We start from the raw sequence: 23258 nt of genomic DNA, 5'->3' as shown, positions 1-23258 counted from the left end.
CTCCTTTTTTCATAAAAACGTACTTATTTTTTAAAACAATAAAATAATGAAGGAGTGATGTGTTTGATATTATTTCAACATCTAGTTGACAATACTGTAAAAAAGCTCCGATATCAAATAGCAAACCTATTAACAATTATAAACCTTGGTTTAGGAGGGTTTGCTATTATTTTTGTCATTCAAGGTCAATTTGGATTAAGTGTCACCTTTATATGTCTTGCAGCAATTTTTGATCGCTTTGATGGAATGGTCGCTAGAAAAATGAATATTACTTCAGAAATCGGAAAGCAATTGGACTCATTATGTGATATTATTTCGTTTGGAGTTGCTCCTGCAATATTACTTTACTATTCTACCTTAATTGAATTTGGTTTCGCTGGTGCTATGTTCACCATTATTTTCATTGCTTGTGGTGCAATCCGGTTAGCACGATTTAATGTTTCTGAACAGGATGGTTTCTTTGTAGGATTGCCTATTACGGCTGCTGGATGTATTCTTACAATTAGTCATTTAGTAAACGATTTCATTGAATCTCCAGTGTTCATGTTTATTATTTTAACACTATCATTACTAATGATAAGCAATTTTCGAATAAAAAAGGTATAATATATTCGACGTCTTCCATAATGGGAGACGTTTTTTCAACGTATCTTAAACAATTGAAGTTGGAGGATCAAATAATGAAAGTTATTACATCCCACACAAACTTAGATTTTGATGGCCTAGCATCTATGATAGGTGCTAAAAAATTGTATCCACAGGCAGAATTGATATTACCCGATAAGGTTAGTTCTCACGTAGCTTATTTTTTAGGTATCTACAAAGATATCTTCCCATTTAAACGACAAACTAGTATTAATTGGGAACACGTAAACCATATTATTGTTGTAGATACGAATAGTTATTCTCGTCTCGGAAACTTAGAGACATCTATAAAGCATTTACCTATAACTATTTTTGATCATCACCCAATTACTTCTGCATCTATTAAAGAGACAAAAGGGGAAATTTCAGCTGTTGGTGCTACTATAACGATTATTTCAGAGCATATTCAACGAAACGGAATAATAATTACCCCTTTCGAAGCTACTGTATTCGCATTAGGTCTTTATTCTGATACAGGTTCATTTACATATGAGCAAACAACTAGTAGAGATTTACTTGTTGGAGCTTGGTTATTACAATGTGGTGCAAACCTCTCTGTTGTGGATCAATTCAGAGAGGCTCCCTTAAGTGAAACAGAAAGATCATTATTTCTATCCTTATTAGACAATAGTGAACGAATAGTAATTGATAGTATTGATATTGTCATTAGTACTCATATTCAGAGTTACTATACTGGTAATTTAGCTTATATCACTAGAAAAATTTTAGACGTAACCAGTGCCGATGCTGCCTTTTCTATCGTAAAAATGGGAGAAAAAATTTTTATTACTTCACGAGCTTCATCAGAACGAGTAAATGTATTACCAATTATAAAGGAACTTGAAGGTGGAGGACATAGAAATGCTGCCTCTGCAATGGTTAGAAATGATAATGAAACTGAAACGACCATTAAAAATTTCATAAAAACAATGTTACCTACCATTGTTTCTCCTGCTATTACAGCCAAACACCTAATGACAAGTCCAGTTCGCGTAGTAGCGCCTAAAACAACGATAGAAGATGTATCGAAAATGTTGTACCGATATGGACACACAGGCTTTCCTGTAATTGAGGATGGAAAACTTGTAGGAATCATATCAAGACGTGATGTAGATAAAGCATTACATCACGGATTGGGGCATGCACCAGTAAAAGGGTATATGAGTAGGGAAGTAGATACAATTCAAATAAACGACAGTCTTGAACATATTCAAGAAGTAATGATTGAAAAGCAAATTGGTAGGCTACCTGTATTAGAGAATGGTCACTTAATTGGAATCGTTTCAAGAACAGATGTCATTCAAGCTACTCATGGTAATAACAGCTTACACGCTAACCCACCAGCTATGGCTAAACCTTTTAAAAGAAAGCTAGAGCAAGAGATGAAGCATCTATTACCTAAAACTATCGTTAGTTTATTACGATTAATTGGTAACGAAGCTTCTCAACTTGGGATGAAAGCTTACTTAATAGGTGGTATGGTAAGAGATATTTTATTAAATCGTATTAATGAGGATATGGATATCGTTATTGAAGGGGACGGTATTCAATTAGCACAACATTTACAGGACAAGTATGGTGGACATATACGTTCCCATGAAAACTTTAAGACAGCTACATGGAAGCATGCTTCTGGTTTGAAAATTGACATCACAACTGCTCGAACAGAATATTACGATTTTCCTGCAGCTCTTCCTAAAGTAGAAATTTCAACCATAAAAGAGGATTTATTTCGACGAGACTTTACCATAAACGCAATGGGTATTTGCTTACACAGCGACGAATTTAGTGAATTAATTGACTATTTTCACGGGTACGAACATTTAATCCATAGAAAAATTAAAGTTCTTTATAATTTAAGCTTTGTAGAAGACCCAACTAGAATATTTAGAGCTATCCGCTTTGAAAACCGATTTCATTTCCGAATGGATAAACAAACAGAAACGTTAGTAAAAGAATCTGCAAACAATATTTTATCTGTTTCTAAGCCCAGACTCGCTAACGAAATATCAAAATTATTTCTTGAAGAAAATCAACTACGTACATTTAAACGAATGGAACAATTAGGCTTGCTTCCTTTTTTCCTGAAAAATTTTGATAAGGAATCAACTATCAAGTTAAGAATGGAACGACTAGTTCATGCAAGTAACTTATTAAGAAAGGACAAAATAGAATTAGCTAATTCTTTTTGGATTGTTTACCTTTTATGTTTAACCAATTTAAAAGATGAAAGCTGGGATGAATTAAAGGAGTTTTCATTACGTAAAGAGGATCAAAAGCTGTTAGATGATATTCAATCCTTATGGGAACAAGATGTTTTACAATTAGTCACAAGATCAGATTTAGGCAATTGGCATTCTTTCTTTTCCACTTATGAATTAGAATCACTTGTAGCCTATTTCTCCGTAGCTCCAAACGAAAAATATGATGATAGTTTAAATTATCTGCTAAATCGAGAAAAAATGACTCCAAAGGTCGGAGGTAGAGATTTAAAGGAATATGGAATTGAACCTGGTCCTATCTACAAGGAGTTGTTACTTCTAGGGGAAAGTATTCAATTAAACAATCCAAATTTAACGAAGGATGAAATAATGAATAAAATTTTACTATTTAATAATAAAGAAGATATCGATGATAATGATAATCATCGAGAATAATTTTTCTAATGAGCACATTAATTGAACTATCATTTCTTTTACTTATAATAATCTTATACGATATTTTATTAACACTCCACTTGACTTTTTATAATAATAATAATTATAATATATTTTATATTAAATAATAATTATTATAATCTAAAGAGATGTTATACATGTCAGATAAGCGTATGGTAGCAAAACAAGCGCCAAGGTTTGAAATGGATGCTGTTTTAGCAAATAAGGAATTCGGTAAAGTTAGTCTTGAAGAAAATATGAAGCAGGATAAGTGGACAGTTCTTTTCTTCTATCCAATGGACTTCACTTTTGTTTGTCCAACTGAAATTACATCATTAAGTGATCGCTACGACGAGTTTGAGGATTTAGATGCAGAAATTATTGGTGTTTCAACAGATACTATCCACACCCACTTAGCATGGATTAATACAAGCCGTGATGATAATGGTCTAGGAGACCTTAAATATCCATTAGCAGCTGACACAAACCACACAATTAGCAGCGAATATGGTGTACTAGTAGAAGATGAAGGAATTGCACTTCGTGGTCTATTCATTATTAGCCCTGAAGGAGAGTTAATGTACTCTGTCGTAAACCACAACAATATAGGTCGTGATGTGGACGAGACGTTACGTGTCCTTCAAGCACTACAAACAGGTGGACTTTGCCCAGCTAACTGGAAGCCAGGTCAAGAAACGCTTTAATCAATTCTCCACTAAGTAGCATAATAAAAATACTCATTTTAATAAAAGGGGCAGTTGACAATGAAACTTCGTTCAGAATTACCAGAATTAACAGGTGCAACAGAATGGATCAATGGAGAAGTAACAAAAAGTGATCTTATTGGAGATAAACCAACCCTTATTCACTTTTGGTCTGTAAGCTGTGGCTTATGTAAAGAAGCTATGCCTGAAGTAAATGAATTTAGAGATGAATTTGAGGATGAATTAAATGTTATAGCAGTTCATATGCCTCGTTCTGAAAAGGATTTAGATCTTGATGTCATAAAAGCCATGAGTCAAGGACATGACATAACACAGCCAATTTTTGTTGATGGTGAGCATAAATTAACGGATGCCTTCGAAAATCAATATGTACCAGCTTATTATGTATTTGATGAAGAAGGAAAGCTTCGTCATTTCCAAGCGGGTGGTGGCGGAATGAAAATGCTACGTAAGCGCGTAAATAGAGTACTGGGTATTGAAACTAAGTAAATTCTATATATTTGAAAAAGAACAGTCAGATTGACTGTTCTTTTTCTTTGACAAGAGGAGTAGAATTCAATACGATAAGTATAAACATGTGAGTACTCACACTAAAAGGAGGCAATAAATTATGGAAGCGCATTCAAATGATTTCCTCTTTGTAGATTACAACGGTGAAGAACTCAACGAAAAGCAAATTAGCATTTTAAAAGCAGCTATTGATATTATTGCTGAAAAAGGTTTTAGCTCCAGTCGTACAAGTGAAATAGCTAAAAAAGCAGGTGTCTCTGAAGGTACATTATTTCGTTATTTCCCAAGCAAAAAAGATATGATGCTGGCTCTTTTACCCCTGATTATTCATCATTTTTTTAAGCCAATTATTGAAGAAACATTAGCAAAAATCAAAGAAGATAAAAAAGGAGCATTAAATCAGGAACTAACTCTTCTTTTTAAGCAAAGACTTCATCTCATTGATCAAAACAGAAAAATTCTTAAGATTGTTTTAATTGAATCCATCTATTATCCGGAATTGATGCTTTCAGTACAGAAGTTAATGGAGGAGACAATTTACCCTTCCATGGAGCAGTTTATCGAACAACAAAGGGAAAAGCATAAGCTAAGAAAGGTTGATAGTACAACAATAAGTCGTTCCTTTATTAGTTTACTCCTTGGCTATATCGTTTTATCAAATTATTTCCCAAAGCTATATCCTAGAAATGATGAAACAGAAATTACGAAAATGGTGGATATCTTATTAAATGGGATCAAGAGGTAATAAAATGAAATGTCTCTCCCACTAAACACATGGAAGAAAGAAGGTGTCATAAAGTTAAAATTGCAAACTTTTGACACCTTCTTACTTATTTAACTTGCACCATGAAGGATGAAAATAAACATCAAGGAGTTCCTCCGTTTTCTTGCGGACTCTTTCCGTGGGGCACGGCCTCAACTTCCTAAAACTTACACAGTAAGCTTTTAGGGGATTTTCGACTCGTGCTGATCCCACTGGAGTTGTCACCCTTCACTACTGATCCGTTTCTATTTTCAGGGGAGAGCTAGAAATAAGCATGTTTACTCTGTTTTGTATGCTCCTTTTTGATGGCGATAAAATTCATGGAACAATTTCATTAATGCTCGCTTTTCAATTCTAGAAACATAACTTCTTGAGATTCCTAATTCCTTCGCAATTTCTCGCTGAGTCTTTTCTTTTTTTAAATCAAGTCCGAATCTCCCTACAACAACTTCTTTTTCCCGTTCATCTAAAACATGAATAAACTTATAAATTTGCTTTTTCTCCATGTTCAATTGGATCGTGTCAACAACGTCCTCCGTCTCTGCTTGAAGTACATCAATTAGGCTGATTTCATTCCCTTCCTTATCCTGACCTATAGGATCATGTAAAGAGACATCTTTTTTTACCTTCTTCAGTGCTCGTAGATGCATAAGTATTTCATTTTCGATACAGCGAGCAGCGTACGTTGCAAGCTTCGTACCTTTTCCTGGGGAATAACTTTCAATGGCTTTAATTAAACCGATTGTACCAATCGAGATTAAATCTTCATTTTCTTCACGAGTGTTTTCAAACTTCTTGACGATATGAGCCACTAAACGCAAATTGTGTTCTATAAGAATATTTCGTGCTTCATCGTCACCTTCGTGCATCTTTTCAATATACTTTTTTTCTTCTTTCGCATTTAACGGTTGTGGAAATGCATTATTTTTTACAAATGATACAAAAACAATAAATTCTTTTGCAAAATGTGTAATCGCTGCAAGTAAACTAGACATTCACACACCTCCGTTTAGGCATTGTACCTAATATATATGCAGAGGATAGATTGTCTGTGTCTGTCTCAATGAAATGTTATTAAAATAAATCTTCAGAAACGTGTATAATAAAGGGGAAAAATATTAAAAAGCGGTGATTAATTTGTTAGAGTACACTGGGGAACGTGTCATTCCCGAAAAAATGGATCCCATGAATGGTATGCTCTTAGAGCATCTCGCAAGGTATTATTTTTCTATGCCCTTTGTTAATGGAAGAGTATTGGATATAGCATGTGGTTCTGGGTACGGGAGTAAAATGCTAGCTAAAAAAAGAAAAAAAGATATATCAGAGCTTATTGGTGTAGATATTGCAGAGGATGCAATTACATATGCGCAAAAAGCTTATTATCATCCACTCCTATCATTCAGACAAGGAGATATTATGGATGAAAGTATTGTTAATGAACTAGGTAGCTTTGATACAATTGTAAGCTTTGAAACGATAGAGCATGTAGAAGATGATATTGCATTTATGAATCAAATGCATCGTCTCCTAAAACCTGGCGGAACGTTAATTTTATCAACACCATTTGGACAAGGAAGAGGCAAACCTACAAATCAACCTTTTCATTACCATCAATTAACGGTGGCCGAATTTAAAGAAAACTTCAACAATTTTCAGTCCGTGGATTTTTATTTTCAAAAAGGGGTTATGTTTGAACCTCCAAAAGAAAATGTCCATTATCCAATCGGAATTGGAGTTGCAACAAAATAAAAAGATCTTCAGTTCCAATCGAAACCATAAATAAATTATTTGAGGAGACTAACATACTCTCCCCTCCCCCCTGCAGGGTAGACAAACAGTTAATGAAAAATATAAAAAGAATGTCCCACCAGAAAAATAAAATTCCTAATGAAACATCCTTTAAGAAAGTAGTCCCTTGAAAGTTAACAGCAGTCACTTTCATTACCTGTAATTGTCAAGCCTTTACCTTCAGGAGTAACTTTTAGTTCTAGTGTTAATCCTTCTGTTTGTTCGTGTATCATTTCATCAAATGCAACGGTTAAACCATTAATTTCTTTCACGATGTCCTTTTCAGTTGTCTCATCCAGAGCCAATCCCAGTTGGGGTCCACCTCAACCCATTCCTGCAAAGAACACTCGTATGTTTCTAGCCCCATGCTCCACCAATAGTTCTTGAATGAAGTCTTTTGCATCATTTGTAATTACCATGTTTTCACCTCAGTATCATTCTTTGATTCATTTCATCATAGGAAAATGTAACAAAGTATATATTAACAAGTATACATAAGAAAAACAATGTACTAGCTCATGGACTTGAAACTAAAAGAAAGGTTGTCCTTAATAAAGGACAACCTTCTTTATTACCAATATTTTTCTTTATCATAATACTCAAACAAAGCTTCTTCTATTTCTCGTGTTAATGGCTGTCCTGGTAAATACTCAGGAGACTTTTCTACTTGCTCTTTCGTAATCGTTACCTCTACTCTTCCAGATACCCAGTCTACATGGGAAATCCATTCTGTAGAAATTAAAACTTTTTTTCCTGGTAAAATCTTTTTCGTATCTACAACAAAATATCGAATAACATACGATTCTTCCTCAAACAGTAAATCTTCTATTTTTCCAAAAGTATCTTCTTGGGCTGCAAGCTCATAACCTATAACATCGTTAGCAACATGAATTTTAGGTTCATCTTCATTATCCTCTACTTCCTGAACAGGTTGATCAAAATCTAGTAAATCTCTTGCCAATACAACACCGCCCCAAACTTTACCTCCTAACCAGTAAGGACTAAATTGATAATACGAAGAGAACTCTCTTTCTTGTTTTCTACTAATGGGTTCATCTCCAATAATTGGCGCTTTTGCTGCTTGGTCTCTCGAAATATTCAAACGAATCATCTCTGATTTTATATCGATCTCTTCAATAGATGCAGGTGAGATGTATAATCTTTCATTCGTAAACCATAAGCCAGCCTTTACAACTAGATAACGAATTGTCCACTTATCTTCATCAAATAAGACGTTATCTACTGTACCAAACCCACCATCATTTCCTACGACTGAAAAAGATTTTAACCAATTACTTAAATGAAATAACATGTAATCCCCTACCTTTCATAAAGTGAGGTTATAATTCTTTTTCCCTGATAATAGATTCATAAACTATTTATTTTAGTTATTTATTTCGATTTCCGAATATTTCTGCTAAAATTAAAGGAAGATTCAGATAAAAAATATTACATAACTGAATTGTAAAAGTGAAAGGAGAATTATAAATGCCTAATCAAAGAGCAATTACTGTCGAAGACCTAAAAAAGATTAATGTAATAAATGAACCTCAATTATCACCAGATGGGGCTACAATAGCTTTTACGCGTCAATTTATAAATGATGAAGATGAATACACTTCCCACCTTTTTGTTCAATCAGCTGTGGAGCACGATGCTGTACAATGGACGTTTGGAAAAGGAAGAGTATCTTCACCTCGTTTTTCACCAGACGGGAAATGGCTCCTTTACATAACATCTAAAGGAGATAAAGAGAAACCGCAATTATACCTTTTATCCCTTGATGGTGGTGAAGGAAAGCCACTAACATCTTTAGAAAATGGTGCTTCCCAGCCTATTTGGTCACCTGATAGTAAACGAATTCTATTTACTACATCTTATAAAGAAAAAGAACAACCAGGTGCTGCAGACCAAAAAGAAAACAAAAAGGAGGACAAAAAGCCTGAACCACTCGTTGTTGAACGATTAAAGTACAAATCAGATGCTGCTGGATTTTTAGATGGGAAACGTCAACAAATTGCCTATTACGATCTAGAAACAGAAACAGTTACATTTTTAACAGACGATGATTTCGATCATGCTCCCTCCGCTTGGTCTCCTGATGGGAAAAGCATTGTATACACAGCTAATAAGCAAGGGGATGAAAAGCTGATTGCAGATCTTTATTTAATGGATGTGGAGTCGAAGAAACCGGAGCTTCTAACCTCTAATGATGGAATGTTTACAAACGGAACCTTCTCATTAGATGGAACTACTATTGCTTGTTATGGTCATGGAAAGGAATTTTTAGGAGCAACCCACTCTAAGTTATGGCTCATTGACGTAAAAACGAAGGAACGTACATGTTTAACTAAGGATTGGGATATTCACCTAACAGATGCTGCCATTGGAGATATTCGTTCCGGCCATCCTACTCCTGGGCCTATTTGGTCTAAAGATAATCAAAAATTATATGTAACAGCAAGTTCACATGGTAATACGAACTTTTATGCTGTAGACCGAAATGGAGCTATTGATGAGATTCATGTAGGAACACAGCACGTGTATGGCTACGATGTAAACGTATGGGAAAACCTAGCTGTATTAGGTATTAGTACTCCAACAAATCCAGGAGACCTTCATATTGTAAATCTTGAAACTAAAGAAGTAGTCAAACTAACATCAGCGAATACTCAATTATTAAAGGAAGTACACATTCAAGATCCAGAGGAAATCAATTGTTCTTCTAGTGACGGTTGGAACGTTCACGGTTGGGTTCTTAAGCCTTATAATTATGAGGAAGGAAAGAAATATCCAACCATTTTAGAAATTCATGGTGGACCCCATGCTATGTATGGAAATACATTTTTCCATGAGCTGCAGCTTTTAGCTGCACAAGGCTATTTTGTTATCTATTCTAATCCTAGAGGGAGTCATGGATACGGACAAGCATATGTAGACGCCTGTCGTGGTGACTACGGTGGGATGGATTATGAGGACATCATGGCCTTTACAGATGATGCCATTGCAAAATACCCGGATATTGATAAGGATCGATTAGGTGTAACTGGAGGCAGCTACGGAGGGTTTATGACGAATTGGATTGTTTCCCATAACAACCGATTTAAAGCAGCTGCAACTCTTCGATGCATCTCAAATTGGATTAGCTTTTACGGCGTAAGTGACATTGGTTACTTTTTCACAGAGTGGGAGATTGGTACTGACTTATTAAAGGATCCTGAAAAGCTTTGGAACCACTCTCCTATAAAATATGTAAATAACATCGAAACACCATTACTCATTTTACACGGGGAGAAGGATTTCCGTTGTCCTGTGGAACAAGCAGAACAGCTTTTTGTTGCATTAAAACATAGAGGGAAAGAAACACGCTTTGTTCGATTCCCTAATTCTAATCATGAATTATCCCGAAGCGGCGCTCCGTATTTAAGATATGCTCGTTTACAAGAATTAATGACATGGTTTGAAAAATATCTTAAAAACTAAGTTAATAACAAGTCTAAAGGCTAGCCAATGAAGGCTAGCCTTTTTTTAAAGTTAAAGTATAAAATTTTCACTCTACGTAAGGTGTCTAGCTCCATGTGCTTTTCTTAAATCATTAAATTATTTTTGGAAAAGACCTGATTCCACAAGGTCATTGATAAATCCTTCTTCAACTTCCCCGTCAAAGGTAAATTCAACTTCTTGACCTGGTTGTAAGGAAAGTGCTAAAACACCTAGTAAACTTTTAGCATCTATTACCCAGTGATCTTTTTTTAATAAAATCGTAGAAGAATATTTACTAGCTGTGTTAACAAATTTACTTGCTGCATCTGCAAAAATAGGTTTTTGTACTGTCAGTTTCATTTGACCACTCCTCAATTTGTGATATATCTTATTATAAGTTGATAATGTGATAAATACAAATATTTCTTGTATTATATATTTGTAACCAATTTATAAGTTTCGTTCTATGAAAGCTATATTTCTGCATTTTAAAGGTTAATTAAACCGAATGGAATATTTATGGTAACTTCAATTGTCAGAAATCAGTCATATTTTTATAAAAAAAGGAGTGTCCTATTTGAATTTTAACGATCAAAGTGTAATGAATCATTTTCGTAAAAGGAAAGCAAATATTATAGACTATGAAACTTACATCCCTTTTGCTCTGTTTGTTCCTCTAATTGAAAAGGATGGAGAATTAACTATTATTTTTGAAGTAAGGGCTCAAAACATACGCCAGCCTGGAGAGATTTGTTTTCCAGGTGGAAAGGTAGATGATGAAGATCGTTCCTACTCATCTGCAGCAGTTCGTGAATTGTCAGAGGAATTAGGGGTAGAAACAAGTAATATTGAACTATTAGGAGAACTTGATTATATGGTAACTCCTTTTAAGTTAATTCTATATCCCTTCCTAGGAAAAATTAGTTCCGATGCTACTATAGAAAAGAATGATGCAGAAGTAAAAGAAGTTTTATACATTCCACTTTCAACATTACTAAAAATGAAACCAAAGGAGCACCATGTCTTTTTAAAGGTAATGCCAGAAGAAAGCTTTCCATACCATCTCATTCCTAATGGGGAAAATTATAATTGGAGAACAGGAAAAATAACGGAACAGTTTTATGAATATGAAGGGCATGTCATTTGGGGTCTTACTGCGAGAATCTTAACACATGTTCTTGATGAAATAAGAAAAGTGACCATGAAGGAGTAATTCCTTCTGGTCACTTATTTCATGAATACTTTTACGTCTAGCCTAAATCATTTATTAACAGAGCTGTTTTGCATATCTGATTTAGGTAATGAAAAAATGAGTAAAAAACTAATAAAAGCTAAAATAAATACACCAATATAAACACTATTTAATGAATGAGTTATTCCTTCTTGAATTAGCTGACTCTCTTCTGCACTAAATTGTTCTCTCCCCACTGGGTCTAAGAGCATATTTACAACATCAATTGAAGGTTCAATCGTAAGCTCATCCCCTTGTTCCATTAAAAATTGCTGCATTCTACTATTTAATATTCCACCTAGCAAAGCCACTCCAAGGGCACTTCCTAATAAACGCATAAACATATTGGATGCTGTAGCAACTCCTCTCATACGCCAAGAGACGCTGCTTTGAATGCTTACAATAAACGTTGTTGTAGAAAAGCCCATTCCAGCTCCTAGGAAGAAGGAACCAGCACCTGCCCAAACTGGATGCTGAACAATCGATAATGTAAGAAACATGGTTGCACCAATCATTAAACTAACCCCACCGATTAGTGCTGTTTTTCTAGAACCTAGTGGGATAATCCATCTACCTGCTAGTGTTGAGGATATCGGCCACCCAACACTGATCATCGTCAACGTAAACCCTGCAATTATCGCTGGTTGATTTAATACTATTTGTACATATGTAGGTAAAAAACTTGAAACCCCAATTAACATGGCTCCTAATGTTAAGGAAGCAATATTTGCTAACGCAATTAACCGATGCTGCCAAATAGACAGTGACATTACTGGATCCTCTGCTCGCTTTTCCTGCCACAAAAAGGCTATAAGTGATAATGCTGCAATACACATTAGTGATATAATTTGTGGAGAAGTCCAATTCCACTGCACACCACCTTGAATAAATACAACCATTAATGCACTGACGGTAATAAGTAAAAAACCTGATCCTAGATAATCTATTTTTCGTTTTTCCTGATCAACATCCTCCTTTAAAAAGACGATAATTCCAGCCATAGCAATAAGACCAAATGGAATATTAACCCAAAAAATCCATTTCCAATGAGTAAATGCAACGAACAATCCACCTAATACGGGACCAAGAACAGAGGAAATTCCCCACACACTGGCTAAATACCCTTGAATTTTTGCTCTTTCCTCTTTCGTATAAATATCTCCAACAATTGTTGTAGCTACAGGCTGTACAGCACCTGCACCTAATCCTTGAATTAAACGGGCAATAATCAAAAATTCAATAGAAGGTGCAAGACCGCATAGGAAGGATCCTATCAAAAATATGGTCACACCAATTGAGAATATAAGCTTTCTTCCGTATATATCTGATAGCTTCCCATAAATGGGAACCATGACAACTTGCATAAGGAGATATGCTGAAAACACCCAGCTAAATAACGAAAATCCTCCTAAATCTGCCACAATTGTTGGCATTGCTGTTGCAACAATCGTAGCCTCAACTGCTGCCATAAACATACCAAGCATCACTGCTGCTAATACAAATGGCCTTTTTGTCTGTTTTCCTGTCATAGTACCACTCCGTTTATTAAGAACTAATCACCATATTGTCCCAAGATAATTATAGCAGAGTTGGAACATACATAAGAAAAGATAAGAGCAAGTGGTCCCAATTACACCTAAGTGCAGTTCATTCCTGTGGGCTACGGCTAAATCATCGTCGTCCTGACTCTCCTAGACCTCTTTAGAAAAGGTTTAAATGAGTAACAGCTGAAATACATTTACACTACATTATTTAAATTCATTGCAAATAAAAAACGGACGTGATTTCATAGTTTAATGAAATCACGTCCATTGTCAAAAATTCCTTTTCTAAAAAAGGACAATAAAAATTTAAATTATTCTTCCTCCAAAAGTTTCCGTTGTGTAGCTAAAGCAGTACGATGAAAGTAGATAGCTGCAATTAATAGTAATGCATTTAACCCAATCATCATCCCTTGATGTTCTCCTGCAATATTATCAGGTAAAACTAAACCAATTGCTAAAAAACCACAAAGTGCTAATAAAATAAAAGCAAAACGCTTTAAATCTATTACTTTATTTTTTAAATCAATTATTTTTTTCTCATCCATTATTCCTCACCTCATCTATTAAAATACATTGAAGGAAGCAAGTATCATAATAAAATCGCCTCTATATAGAAGAGACGAAGTTTGTAATCTATGAATAGTATAACATGTATTATAAAGGATGGGACAAGCAATATTTGTTAAAATTGGAATCAAAAAGAGCTCCATTATTGGAAGCTCTTTTTGTTAGAGTAAAATAATTATTGTTTTTTTCTTAGTTTCTCAAGCATGAGCAATACCATCTTAGCAGAGTTCACAGAAGCAGTTTCAAGAAATTGGTCATATGATAACTTTGCATCTTGTCCTGCAATATCCGATAGGGAACGTATAATTACGAATGGACATTGAAATTGATAGCAAACTTGAGCAATTGCTCCCGCTTCCATTTCTGAACAGTATGGATCATTAAATTTTTGACGAATTGCTTCTACTCTTTCATGATCACTCATGAAAGAATCTCCTGAAATAATCAACCCTTTTACAGAATGGATTCCTACTTCCTCTGCACACTCCTCTGCAATTTTTATAAGCTCATCTGTAGGAGTATAAAAAGAAGGCATTCGTGGAACTTGTCCAAATTCATAACCAAATACTGTTGCATCCACATCATTGTATCTTACTTCTGTAGAGATAACGATATCTCCTACAGAAAGCTCCTTATGAAAACCACCAGCAGAACCTGTATTTATTATATAATCTGGATGAAATAATCGATTCATTAAAGTCGTACTAATAGCAGCATTTACTTTCCCAATACCAGATTTTGAAAGGACAACCTCTACTCCTTGAAGCTTACCAAGAAAAAATTCACAACCTGCTATATTCTCGTTTTCCAATACATTCATCTTCGAACGTAATAATTCTACTTCTTCTTCCATTGCACCAATAATACCTATTCTCATATCATTTGTACCCTCTCTCTTTTCAATCATCTTTTTTATCATAGCGAAATGATGGAGTAATGGCAAATGCTCTCAATGAATTATTGTTTTCTTTCATTCATTTAGTTATTCTAATGATAGAAGAAATAGAAATGGAATAGAGAGGGGTATAATATGATTCACACAGGCTTTATTGAAGATAAGGTAGAATTTTTTGAAACTAAAAATTTACAAACATTAGAAAAACAAATTGCAACAAAAATTGAACAAAATCAAGCTATTATGTTAAGTGTAAATCACGTCTCCCATCAAGTCTTAATAGATCCTGTAGGGAGTAAACTCTATACTGCTGTCGTACACTTTAAAGGGAAAAAATAAGAAAAAACACATAGGAAAAGGATAGTGAAAGAGATATAAGAACAACTTCCTTCACCATCCTTTATGTTTTCCTTAGTTGTTTCTTCTCGGATTTTCTTCTAGATGCTCAACAGAAACAGGCATCCAACCTTCATTTGTAACCCATTCTAGCCTGACTTTAAATGGCGTGTCATGGTTAGCAGCATCACTCACGTAGCCTTCAGCACTTTGGAGATCTCCACCATTTCCAAGAAACCAAACTTCCATATGTTCATCCTCAGGTATACCTGTAGCATATCTTAAGGCTGTTAGCATCTCTTCCCAATTCACATGATCACTACTAAACACTGCCTCAAATGGCTCTTCTTGAATTGTACCAACAGGTTCCCATTCATTAACAATTACTTCCCCAACACTATCTGATTCGTTATTGTTGTCTATATCTTGATCATCTAATTCATCGTTATTGTTTATTCTGTCATTCATGTTATTTGATTCGTCGTTAACTCCATCGTTTACAGACTCATTATTTAAAGGTGATTCCTCAGCATTATTATTTTGTTGTTCCTCATTATTTTCACTTTCATTATTTTCTCCGTTTCCTGTTACAGATGCTGGTTCTGAATTATTTCCAAAAAATAGACTTCCTCCCACAAAAATAATCGCAGCAACTACCAGTGCAATGGAAGTATTCAACCAAATATTATTTCTTTTCTTTTTCCTCATTTCTGCTCGTCTAGGTCCATAACCCCCATAATGATTCATTACACTCTTCCTCCTTTTACTCCACTACCTTGTCCTATATATTATAATTGAAACACTCAAAAAATTCGATATTTCTTAAATTAACACTCAAAAATAAAAATTTTTTTTCAGACTAACATAAAGACAAAAAAAACCCTTTGTGAATACCCATCACAAAGGGAGAATAATTACATTATTTAACCTCTAAAATTTCTACCTTAATATCTCCACCTGGCGTAGTAACTGATACTTTATCTCCAATCGTCTTACCCATAAGACTTTGAGCCATAGGAGAATCATTTGAGATCTTCCCATCGATTGGGTCTGCTTCTGCACGACCTACAATGGTATATACTTCCTCTTCACCATCAGGTAATTCCTTGAATGAAACAGTCTTACCAAGTGAAACAACGGAAGTATTAGTAGTATCTTCCTCAATGATTTGTGCATTCCTAATCATTTTTTCAATCTGTATAATACGTCCCTCAACAAAAGCTTGCTCTTCTTTCGCAGAGTCATATTCTGAGTTCTCAGACAAGTCTCCAAAGCTACGAGCAACTTTTATTCGTTCTACGACTTCTTTTCGTCGTTCTGTTTTTAAGTATTCCAATTCTTTTTCAAGCTTACCCTTACCTTCAAGGGTCATATAGTGCTTTTCTTCTGCCATAACTTACTTCACTCCTTAGTGTGATCAATCATAAATCCTACTCAACGTGCGCCTTTTCATCTCTCTATTGTATGCACTACGTCAAATGTTAGCAAAAATAGAAACGGTTTATATGAACAATATGATATTTTAATAAAAAAATGATATTTTTTCACTTTTATATAAATGTTCAGCGCCCACTCTCTCATTCCTTTAAAAGGATTTGGAAAGTGGGGCGCTGATCATACGTTAATAAATAAACAAAAACCGTTCCGTCCTAGTTGCTTTTTCTATCTTTATCTTATGCTATTACAAAATTGCTTTTTCTTCAAGAATCGTTTTTATTTTTGTTACCATTAAATCAATTGCAACTTGATTGTGGCCACCTTCCGGTATAATAACATCAGCGTATCTTTTTGTCGGTTCAATAAATTGTAAATGCATTGGCCGAACAACAGAAGTGTATTGATCTATTACCGAATCAATCGTACGCCCTCTTTCTTTCATATCTCGGACTAACCTACGAATAATCCTTATATCTGAATCTGTATCTACAAATAGTTTAATATCCATCATATTTCTTAATCGTTCATCCTCTAGAATAAGAATACCCTCTAAAATAATAACATCACGAGGAATGACATTAATTATCTCATTTGAACGTGTATGCTTAGCATAATCATAAACAGGCTTTCTAATACTTTTTCTTTCTAGAAGGATCTTTAAGTGCTCCAATAATAAATCATTATCAAATGCTAAAGGATGATCATAATTCGTTTTTAAACGTTCATCCATGGGCAAATGACTTTGATCTTTATAATAGGAATCCTGTTCAATCATAAGAATATCTTGATCATGAAATTGACAAAATATTTTTTTTGCAACAGTTGTTTTTCCTGAACCAGATCCACCTGCCACACCAATAATAACAGGTTTTTTCACCATTACATTGCTTCCTTTCGCATCATATTATTACGATAAACAGGCTTTTCAACTTTAAACTTTACTATTTGTAAAGGATGACGAGCAGCATCTATCTCCTCACCATCTTCGTCCCATAGAGTTCCAACTGTTTGTGTAAAGTTATTAATCTCAGGGCCAAAAAATTCAATTTCATCCCCCGGTCTAAAGTGATTTCTTTGCTGTAACGTAACGATTTGAGTTTCTTCGTCATAATCCAATACGAGCCCTGCAAAATCATGTGTTGTTTTTTGACTATGGTTTCTAAATAATTGCTCTTGATAACCAGGAACATTTTCAAAGAATGCTGGTGCTGTAGGACGATTAGCACATTTAGCTAATTCATCTAACCATTCCTGTTTGATCTTAAAGTTTTCAGGATCATCACAGTACGTATCAATTATTTTACGATAAACACTTACAACTGTTGCAACATAATGAATTGACTTCATACGTCCTTCAATTTTTAAGCTATCGATACCCGCTTCAATAAGCTTAGGAATGGATTCAATTAAATTTAAGTCCTTTGGAGACATAGCAAAAGGCGCATCATCTTCTTCAAACATTTTCATCTCTGTCATTCCATTTTCAACCTCTTGATCATTCTCCTCATACAAATAGTAGTCCCACCGACATGATTGACAGCAACCACCACGATTTGAATCTCGTGCGGTCATGTGGTTACTAAGTACACACCTACCTGAATAGGATATACACATTGCTCCATGAATAAATGTTTCAATTTCAATATCAACATTTTTTTTCATTAATAGCATCTCTTCTAATCCTACTTCACGTGCTAAAACGACGCGTTCTAACCCTTCTTCCTTCCAAAACTTCACGGCTTGCCAGTTTGACAACGATTGTTGTGTTGATAAATGAACCTCTAGTTTGGGCGCCACACGTTTACACGTCTCAATTATCATTGGATCTGCTACGATAATTCCTGCAACTCCTACTCGTTCTAATGCTTCTAAATATTCCTCTAACCCATCCATATTTTCATTATGGGCAAAAATATTGGTCGTCACATAAATTCTTGCATTATATTTATTAGCAAACTGAACTCCTTCAGCCATTTCTTCTATAGAGAAATTATCTGCATTGGAACGTAATCCAAACTCTTGTCCACCAATAAAAACGGCATCTGCACCATAATGAACGGCTATTTTAAGCTTTTCAAGGTTACCTGCTGGTGCTAACAATTCTGGTTTTTTCGTAATAACACGTTTTCCTTCTGCTGTTTTCATTGCAATCTGTTCCATTTTTTTCACCCCTTACTTAATAAACCGATTCTTTAAAGAAAAATCCAGTGTCAAGGTCACGATTCGGAGGCTGAATAGCCTTTATTTTTTCAACAAAATCGTCTTTAAGCTCCGAATATTTATCAGGATCTTCAACATATAAATCAATTGCTTCTCTATATAAAGAAGTCACTTTTACTATATAATCACTACTTTTTAAGATTCCATCTATTTTAAAGGAATCAACACCTGCATCAATCATGTCTTCTAGTTCATCAATAATACAAATATCCTTAGGACTCATAATGTGAGTCCCATTAGCATCTTCCCATATTGGATATTTAGAATCTCGTTCTGGATCATGTAAGAAAAGAGTACGATCCTTACTACGTCCTTCTACCTTTAAATCTTTCCCTTGAAACTCCATATAATTACCTATTAGTGTTCGTTTGGATTGAAACATACAAGTCATTCCATGGACTTGTACTTCAATTTCAACTTCAGCTTGTTCTTTTATTTCAATTATAGAGTCCATATTAATTTCTCGGGCAAGTACAGCACGCTTGGCACCCTTTCTCCCCCAATAATTAGCAGTATACCAGTTTGTTGCAGTTGTTTCTGTATTCCAGTGAAGCTTCATAGAAGGAGCCACCTCACGAACATTCATTAATACTGCAGGATCGCCAAAAACGATACTATCTACACCAATTTCATGTAAAAAATTAATGTATTCAGGTAGCTTTGGCAGTAAATCGTTATGAAAAATAGCATTTACAGCTATATATACCTTAACACCGTGTTCGTGAGAAAGTTCTACTGTTTTTTGTACAGCTGTTCGATCAAACTCTCCTGCTAATCGTAGACCGAATGTTTCTTCTCCAATAATAAAGGCAGTAGCTCCTGCATCAATTAAAGGTTTTATGTCTTCCAAACATGTTGGAGTTACTAATAGTTCTGGTTTTTTCATTCTATTCACCACCTATTTCATCCATATTTTTCTTCCGACTCACCATCACACCATCACCTACAGGATAAATCATGGTAGAAAATCGTTTATCTGCCATCTGTTCTTCATTAAAAGCTCTTAATTTCGTCACTAAACCTTTTGTGTTTTTTGAAGGGATGTCCATTTCTCCAGTTACCATTCCTTTGAACAACACATTATCCGATATGATTAAACCGTTAGTAGCAACATACGGTTCATAAAGTGTAAAGAATCGTTCATATTGACCTTTTGCTGCATCAATAAACAACATATCAAAAGGGCCATGTATAGAGACATCATCTACTACTTCAAGAGCATCTCCATATATAACGTTTATTTGCTTTTCTAACCCAAGTGTTGATATATTCTCTTGTGCAATTGTTAGTCTCGATTCATCCCGTTCAATACTATAGACGATACAATTAGGAATCCTCTCAACCATTCGGATTGCAGAATACCCAATTGCAGTACCAATTTCCAAAATTCTTTTAGGTTGTTGAATTTCTAAAAATTGAAGTAAGAGCTCCATACCAGTTGGTTCCATAATTGGTATATCATTTTCAGCTGCAAAGCGTTCCATCTCAGTAATAAATGAGGATCTCTTTTGAATGAGACTTTCTAAATAGTTCTCTGTTTTTATATTCATAAAAAAAGCGCCTCCTTCTGGCTGCCCTTTTAGTCATTTCATCTAAATTTGTTTGTGTTAGTACTTTGACCGATATATTTTAACATAAACATAGGGAGAATGCGAATAACACATTCTCCCACAGGAGATTATTCTTCATTTATTGATATTGGTTTACTATATCAGTATGTTCATTATACGTTTCAGTAAAGAATACCTGACCATCCGGAGCATGGTAGAAATACAAATAGTTATGATTTTCTGGATTTAATGCTGCTCGTATGGAAGCCTCACCAGGGTTGTTTATTGGCCCAATTGGTAAGCCTCTATTTCGATACGTATTATAAGGAGAATCGATGTCCAAATGATCATATAACGTACGGGATAAATGCTCACCGTATGAATAGGCTATCGTAGGATCCATTTGAAGAGCCATGTTAATATTTAAGCGATTATGAATCACCCCAGATATTCTATATCTTTCTTCATCATTACGAGCTTCCCCTTCAATAATGGATGCTATTGTTAAAATTTCATGGTAACTATAATCAGATGCTCCTGCACCACTATCAGATAAAACATTGGCAGTACGTTCAATCATCGTTTCAATTAACTGTTCTCCCTCGATCTCATCATTAACAAAATCATAACGAGCAGGGAATAAGTAACCTTCTAAAGGCCAACGGATATCACTATCTAAAATAACATCTTCTAATATAATATATCTTTCAATTAATTCTTCTAAATACTCTTCGTCATGGATGAGTTCAAACATTTCATCTTCAGTAACATTAGTTTGCTCTGAAACTATATTAACCACATTATCAAGCCAACGCCCTTCAGGAATTGTAAAGGTAAGTTGATAATCTTGATACACAGTCCCTTCCTTTAATTCAGATATAATATCATCAATATCCATTGATCGGCTTAATTCGTACTCGCCTGCTTGAAAGCCAGTCTCATTGGTAAGACGAACATAATATCGAAAAATAGTTCCATTACTTATTACTTCCGATTCCTCAAGTATATTACCAATAGTTGTAGCAGTGGACCCTATTGGAATCGTCACATGTATGACCTCATCATCATTTTCATCTAGTGGCCCAATTGCCCCTGTGATAAAATTATAGGCACTGTAGAGGCCTCCTGCTAGAATTAAGATAATAACAAATAAACAAATGAGAACGATTTTTCTAACAATACTTGCTTCTTTTTGTCTTTCTTTTAGTTTTTCTATATGTTTTTTCTTAAAATTATTATTATCAGTCAAACCTTGCTCCCCCTTTCACCTCATCTATTATACTACATATTTTTCAAATTTCGATCCCTCTACTGAAATAGTGACATATAATAAAAATATTGTCATTTATTTAATAAAAATTACCACGAAAATAAAAAGAGGTTCAGGAGTTTAATTCGGTGCTCTATCGATGAGCATCCTCTTTTTTGAATCACTTCAAGTTGTCTCGATTGATCAAGCTTCAGATCAACACTATGCAGTGGTAGAGAAAGAATTGCTCTTGACGACTGCAAAACTACCCTGAAAATACGAAGACTTGATATTGTTCCCGCAAACGGTAGAAAAACAAAAATGCGGGAAGAAAGAAGCCATCAGTTCCCACGAATAGTAGGAGAGTGGATTTGCGGGAAGGTAGTATACCTTAGATAGAAAATTTTCATCCCTCATAGTGAACTTTCACTGCATGGGCGGTCTACACTGAATATAGCTAATCCAAAAATAAAGATATACTATTTATTCGTTACATCTCTCTTCCCTTTTAAAAAACAAAAAACTGATGAAATTTTCATCAGTTTTTGTTGTCATATATTATTCCATTTCTGCTTCTGTGAAAGTGTTTAAGAGTTCTTCAATCATTTCCCATTCTTCATCAGATTCAACTGGGTACAAAGAAAGCTCCTCTCCTTCTGGTTCTTCGTACCGAAAGGCATGAACCTCCACTTCCTCTTCCTCCGAATCATCTTCATTAGATCCTTCAGGTGTTAATACCATATAAGATTTCCCAGTAGTATCAACGTCAAAAGTAAACAAAATTTCAAAAAGATGCTCTTCTCCATTTTCTCCTGGAATAATAATTCGACTGTCGTCTTCCTCCGGTAGATTATAACTTAACATTTTTAATCCCCCTTTTCTTTTACTAATAATTGTCGTTCATATAGGATGCTCAAAAATAACTTAAAAAATAACAAAAATTAGTTTTGTTTTCGATCTAAGTAGCTTTGTAGTATGATGACTGCGGCCATTTTATCAATGACTTTTTTCCTTTTTTTTCTACTTACATCTGCAGTTACTAACATTTTTTCTGCAGCCACTGTAGATAGGCGTTCATCAATTAATTCAATCTTCAAATTTGTTCTTGCTTCTAACTTTCGGGCAAATTCTTGACACAATTCCCCACTTGGACCTATTGTTCCATTCATATTTTTCGGTAGCCCTACAACAATCGTTTGTATTTCGTGCTCTTTAATAATCTCATCAAGACGAAGAAAGTCTTTTTCCTCATCACCATTAGCTCTTTGAATAGTTTCAAGTCCTTGAGCCGTCCAACCAAATGCATCACTAACAGCAACCCCAATTGTTTTTGTTCCTACATCAAGTCCTAATACTTTCATCTTTACTCCTTCTCGCGGTGAGATAAATAGGATCTAACTAATTCTTCAATAATTTCATCACGTTCTATTTTTCGAATAAGCGTCCTAGCATCATTATGGCGTGGAATATATGCTGGATCTCCTGACAGTAAATAACCTACAATTTGATTAATTGGGTTATAGCCTTTTTCCTCCAAAGAAGAATATACTGTTAATAATATTTCCTTCACATCTTCATCCATAGAGTCGTCGTTAAAATTAAATTTCATTGTATTATCCATTGAACTCATCATAAACACCTCTCTCCATTTTTGAAAA

The 23258-nt window shown here is 34.7% G+C and carries 26 protein-coding genes; 9 read left to right on the top strand and 17 right to left on the bottom strand.

Annotated elements, in window-relative coordinates; genetic code table 11:
* Positions 1-63 precede the first annotated feature (63 nt).
* The 5 genes from pssA to QA612_RS03265 all read left to right on the top strand — a co-directional run bounded on the left by pssA (position 64) and on the right by QA612_RS03265 (position 5282).
* Positions 64-606, top strand: coding sequence for a CDP-diacylglycerol--serine O-phosphatidyltransferase (gene pssA / locus QA612_RS03285; RefSeq protein ID WP_278282326.1), 543 nt, complete (start codon positions 64-66; stop codon positions 604-606).
* Between the two features lie 74 nt (positions 607-680).
* Positions 681-3302, top strand: coding sequence for a CBS domain-containing protein (locus QA612_RS03280; protein ID WP_278282325.1), 2622 nt, complete (start codon positions 681-683; stop codon positions 3300-3302).
* Positions 3303-3460: 158 nt separating this feature from the next.
* The gene (locus QA612_RS03275) at positions 3461-4006 is read left to right on the top strand and encodes a peroxiredoxin (protein WP_278282324.1); all 546 of its coding nucleotides are present in this window, start codon (positions 3461-3463) and stop codon (positions 4004-4006) included.
* 60 nt (positions 4007-4066) lie between these two features.
* Positions 4067-4516 carry a TlpA disulfide reductase family protein gene (locus tag QA612_RS03270; protein WP_278282323.1) on the top strand — a complete coding sequence of 150 codons (450 nt, stop codon included), beginning with the start codon at positions 4067-4069 and terminating at the stop codon, positions 4514-4516.
* Between the two features lie 121 nt (positions 4517-4637).
* Positions 4638-5282: a TetR/AcrR family transcriptional regulator gene (locus tag QA612_RS03265; RefSeq protein ID WP_278282322.1), complete on the top strand. Its 645-nt coding sequence runs from the start codon at positions 4638-4640 to the stop codon at positions 5280-5282.
* Positions 5283-5578: 296 nt separating this feature from the next.
* Here the strand turns inward: QA612_RS03265 and sigK are convergent, their stop codons facing one another.
* Entirely contained in the window at positions 5579-6295 is a 717-nt protein-coding gene (gene sigK / locus QA612_RS03260; RefSeq protein WP_278282321.1) for an RNA polymerase sporulation sigma factor SigK, read from the bottom strand.
* Positions 6296-6437: 142 nt separating this feature from the next.
* Between sigK and QA612_RS03255 the strand changes: the two genes are divergently transcribed.
* Positions 6438-7049, top strand: a complete 612-nt coding sequence (locus QA612_RS03255; RefSeq protein ID WP_278282320.1) for a class I SAM-dependent methyltransferase — start codon at positions 6438-6440, stop codon at positions 7047-7049.
* 173 nt (positions 7050-7222) lie between these two features.
* Here QA612_RS03255 and QA612_RS03250 read toward each other — a convergent pair whose 3' ends face one another.
* Entirely contained in the window at positions 7223-7393 is a 171-nt protein-coding gene (locus tag QA612_RS03250; RefSeq protein WP_278282319.1) for a hypothetical protein, read from the bottom strand.
* Between the two features lie 266 nt (positions 7394-7659).
* The gene (locus QA612_RS03245; protein ID WP_278282318.1) at positions 7660-8400 is read right to left on the bottom strand and encodes a PRC-barrel domain-containing protein; all 741 of its coding nucleotides are present in this window, start codon (positions 8398-8400) and stop codon (positions 7660-7662) included.
* Between the two features lie 176 nt (positions 8401-8576).
* On the opposite strand from QA612_RS03245, the gene QA612_RS03240 reads away from it, so the two are divergent.
* Positions 8577-10571 (top strand): S9 family peptidase, encoded by a 1995-nt coding sequence (locus QA612_RS03240; protein WP_278282317.1) that lies wholly within the window; start codon positions 8577-8579, stop codon positions 10569-10571.
* 117 nt (positions 10572-10688) lie between these two features.
* Here the strand turns inward: QA612_RS03240 and QA612_RS03235 are convergent, their stop codons facing one another.
* A complete protein-coding gene (locus QA612_RS03235; protein ID WP_278282316.1) occupies positions 10689-10931 on the bottom strand; it encodes an HPr family phosphocarrier protein in 243 nt (80 codons plus the stop codon).
* A 217-nt stretch (positions 10932-11148) separates the two neighbouring features.
* Between QA612_RS03235 and QA612_RS03230 the strand changes: the two genes are divergently transcribed.
* Positions 11149-11784 carry an NUDIX hydrolase gene (locus QA612_RS03230; protein ID WP_278282315.1) on the top strand — a complete coding sequence of 212 codons (636 nt, stop codon included), beginning with the start codon at positions 11149-11151 and terminating at the stop codon, positions 11782-11784.
* A gap of 47 nt (positions 11785-11831) precedes the next feature.
* Here QA612_RS03230 and QA612_RS03225 read toward each other — a convergent pair whose 3' ends face one another.
* The 3 genes from QA612_RS03225 to mtnN all read right to left on the bottom strand — a co-directional run bounded on the left by QA612_RS03225 (position 11832) and on the right by mtnN (position 14790).
* A complete protein-coding gene (locus QA612_RS03225) occupies positions 11832-13331 on the bottom strand; it encodes an MDR family MFS transporter (RefSeq protein ID WP_278282314.1) in 1500 nt (499 codons plus the stop codon).
* A 326-nt stretch (positions 13332-13657) separates the two neighbouring features.
* Positions 13658-13891: a YrhC family protein gene (locus QA612_RS03220; protein ID WP_278282313.1), complete on the bottom strand. Its 234-nt coding sequence runs from the start codon at positions 13889-13891 to the stop codon at positions 13658-13660.
* 197 nt (positions 13892-14088) lie between these two features.
* A complete protein-coding gene (gene mtnN / locus QA612_RS03215; protein ID WP_278282405.1) occupies positions 14089-14790 on the bottom strand; it encodes a 5'-methylthioadenosine/S-adenosylhomocysteine nucleosidase in 702 nt (233 codons plus the stop codon).
* Positions 14791-14943: 153 nt separating this feature from the next.
* Here mtnN and QA612_RS03210 point away from each other — a divergent pair, with 153 nt between their 5' ends.
* The gene (locus QA612_RS03210) at positions 14944-15147 is read left to right on the top strand and encodes a DUF2536 family protein (protein ID WP_278282312.1); all 204 of its coding nucleotides are present in this window, start codon (positions 14944-14946) and stop codon (positions 15145-15147) included.
* 72 nt (positions 15148-15219) lie between these two features.
* Here QA612_RS03210 and QA612_RS03205 read toward each other — a convergent pair whose 3' ends face one another.
* The 10 genes from QA612_RS03205 to QA612_RS03160 all read right to left on the bottom strand — a co-directional run bounded on the left by QA612_RS03205 (position 15220) and on the right by QA612_RS03160 (position 23230).
* Positions 15220-15891: a YrrS family protein gene (locus QA612_RS03205; RefSeq protein ID WP_278282311.1), complete on the bottom strand. Its 672-nt coding sequence runs from the start codon at positions 15889-15891 to the stop codon at positions 15220-15222.
* A 172-nt stretch (positions 15892-16063) separates the two neighbouring features.
* Positions 16064-16537, bottom strand: coding sequence for a transcription elongation factor GreA (gene greA / locus QA612_RS03200; RefSeq protein WP_278282310.1), 474 nt, complete (start codon positions 16535-16537; stop codon positions 16064-16066).
* A gap of 288 nt (positions 16538-16825) precedes the next feature.
* Positions 16826-17461: a uridine kinase gene (gene udk, locus QA612_RS03195; RefSeq protein WP_278282309.1), complete on the bottom strand. Its 636-nt coding sequence runs from the start codon at positions 17459-17461 to the stop codon at positions 16826-16828.
* Positions 17461-18741 carry a peptidase U32 family protein gene (locus QA612_RS03190; RefSeq protein WP_278282308.1) on the bottom strand — a complete coding sequence of 427 codons (1281 nt, stop codon included), beginning with the start codon at positions 18739-18741 and terminating at the stop codon, positions 17461-17463. The genes udk and QA612_RS03190 overlap by 1 nt, the downstream gene beginning before the upstream one ends.
* A gap of 16 nt (positions 18742-18757) precedes the next feature.
* The gene (locus tag QA612_RS03185; RefSeq protein WP_278282307.1) at positions 18758-19687 is read right to left on the bottom strand and encodes a peptidase U32 family protein; all 930 of its coding nucleotides are present in this window, start codon (positions 19685-19687) and stop codon (positions 18758-18760) included.
* A gap of 1 nt (position 19688) precedes the next feature.
* Positions 19689-20351 (bottom strand): O-methyltransferase, encoded by a 663-nt coding sequence (locus QA612_RS03180; RefSeq protein ID WP_278282306.1) that lies wholly within the window; start codon positions 20349-20351, stop codon positions 19689-19691.
* 139 nt (positions 20352-20490) lie between these two features.
* On the bottom strand, positions 20491-21600 hold the full coding sequence (mltG, locus tag QA612_RS03175; protein WP_278282305.1) for an endolytic transglycosylase MltG: 1110 nt from the start codon (positions 21598-21600) through the stop codon (positions 20491-20493).
* A 558-nt stretch (positions 21601-22158) separates the two neighbouring features.
* Positions 22159-22464 carry a DUF1292 domain-containing protein gene (locus QA612_RS03170; RefSeq protein WP_278282304.1) on the bottom strand — a complete coding sequence of 102 codons (306 nt, stop codon included), beginning with the start codon at positions 22462-22464 and terminating at the stop codon, positions 22159-22161.
* Between the two features lie 77 nt (positions 22465-22541).
* Positions 22542-22961, bottom strand: a complete 420-nt coding sequence (ruvX, locus tag QA612_RS03165; RefSeq protein WP_278282303.1) for a Holliday junction resolvase RuvX — start codon at positions 22959-22961, stop codon at positions 22542-22544.
* 2 nt (positions 22962-22963) lie between these two features.
* On the bottom strand, positions 22964-23230 hold the full coding sequence (locus QA612_RS03160; RefSeq protein ID WP_278282302.1) for an IreB family regulatory phosphoprotein: 267 nt from the start codon (positions 23228-23230) through the stop codon (positions 22964-22966).
* Positions 23231-23258 lie beyond the last annotated feature (28 nt).

The sequence above is a fragment of the Evansella sp. AB-P1 genome (genome assembly GCF_029688925.1).
Lineage (GTDB): Bacteria > Bacillota > Bacilli > Bacillales > Salisediminibacteriaceae > Evansella.
The sequence above is the reverse complement of the archived record's forward strand: the minus strand, read 5'-3'. Positions and strand labels throughout refer to the sequence as shown.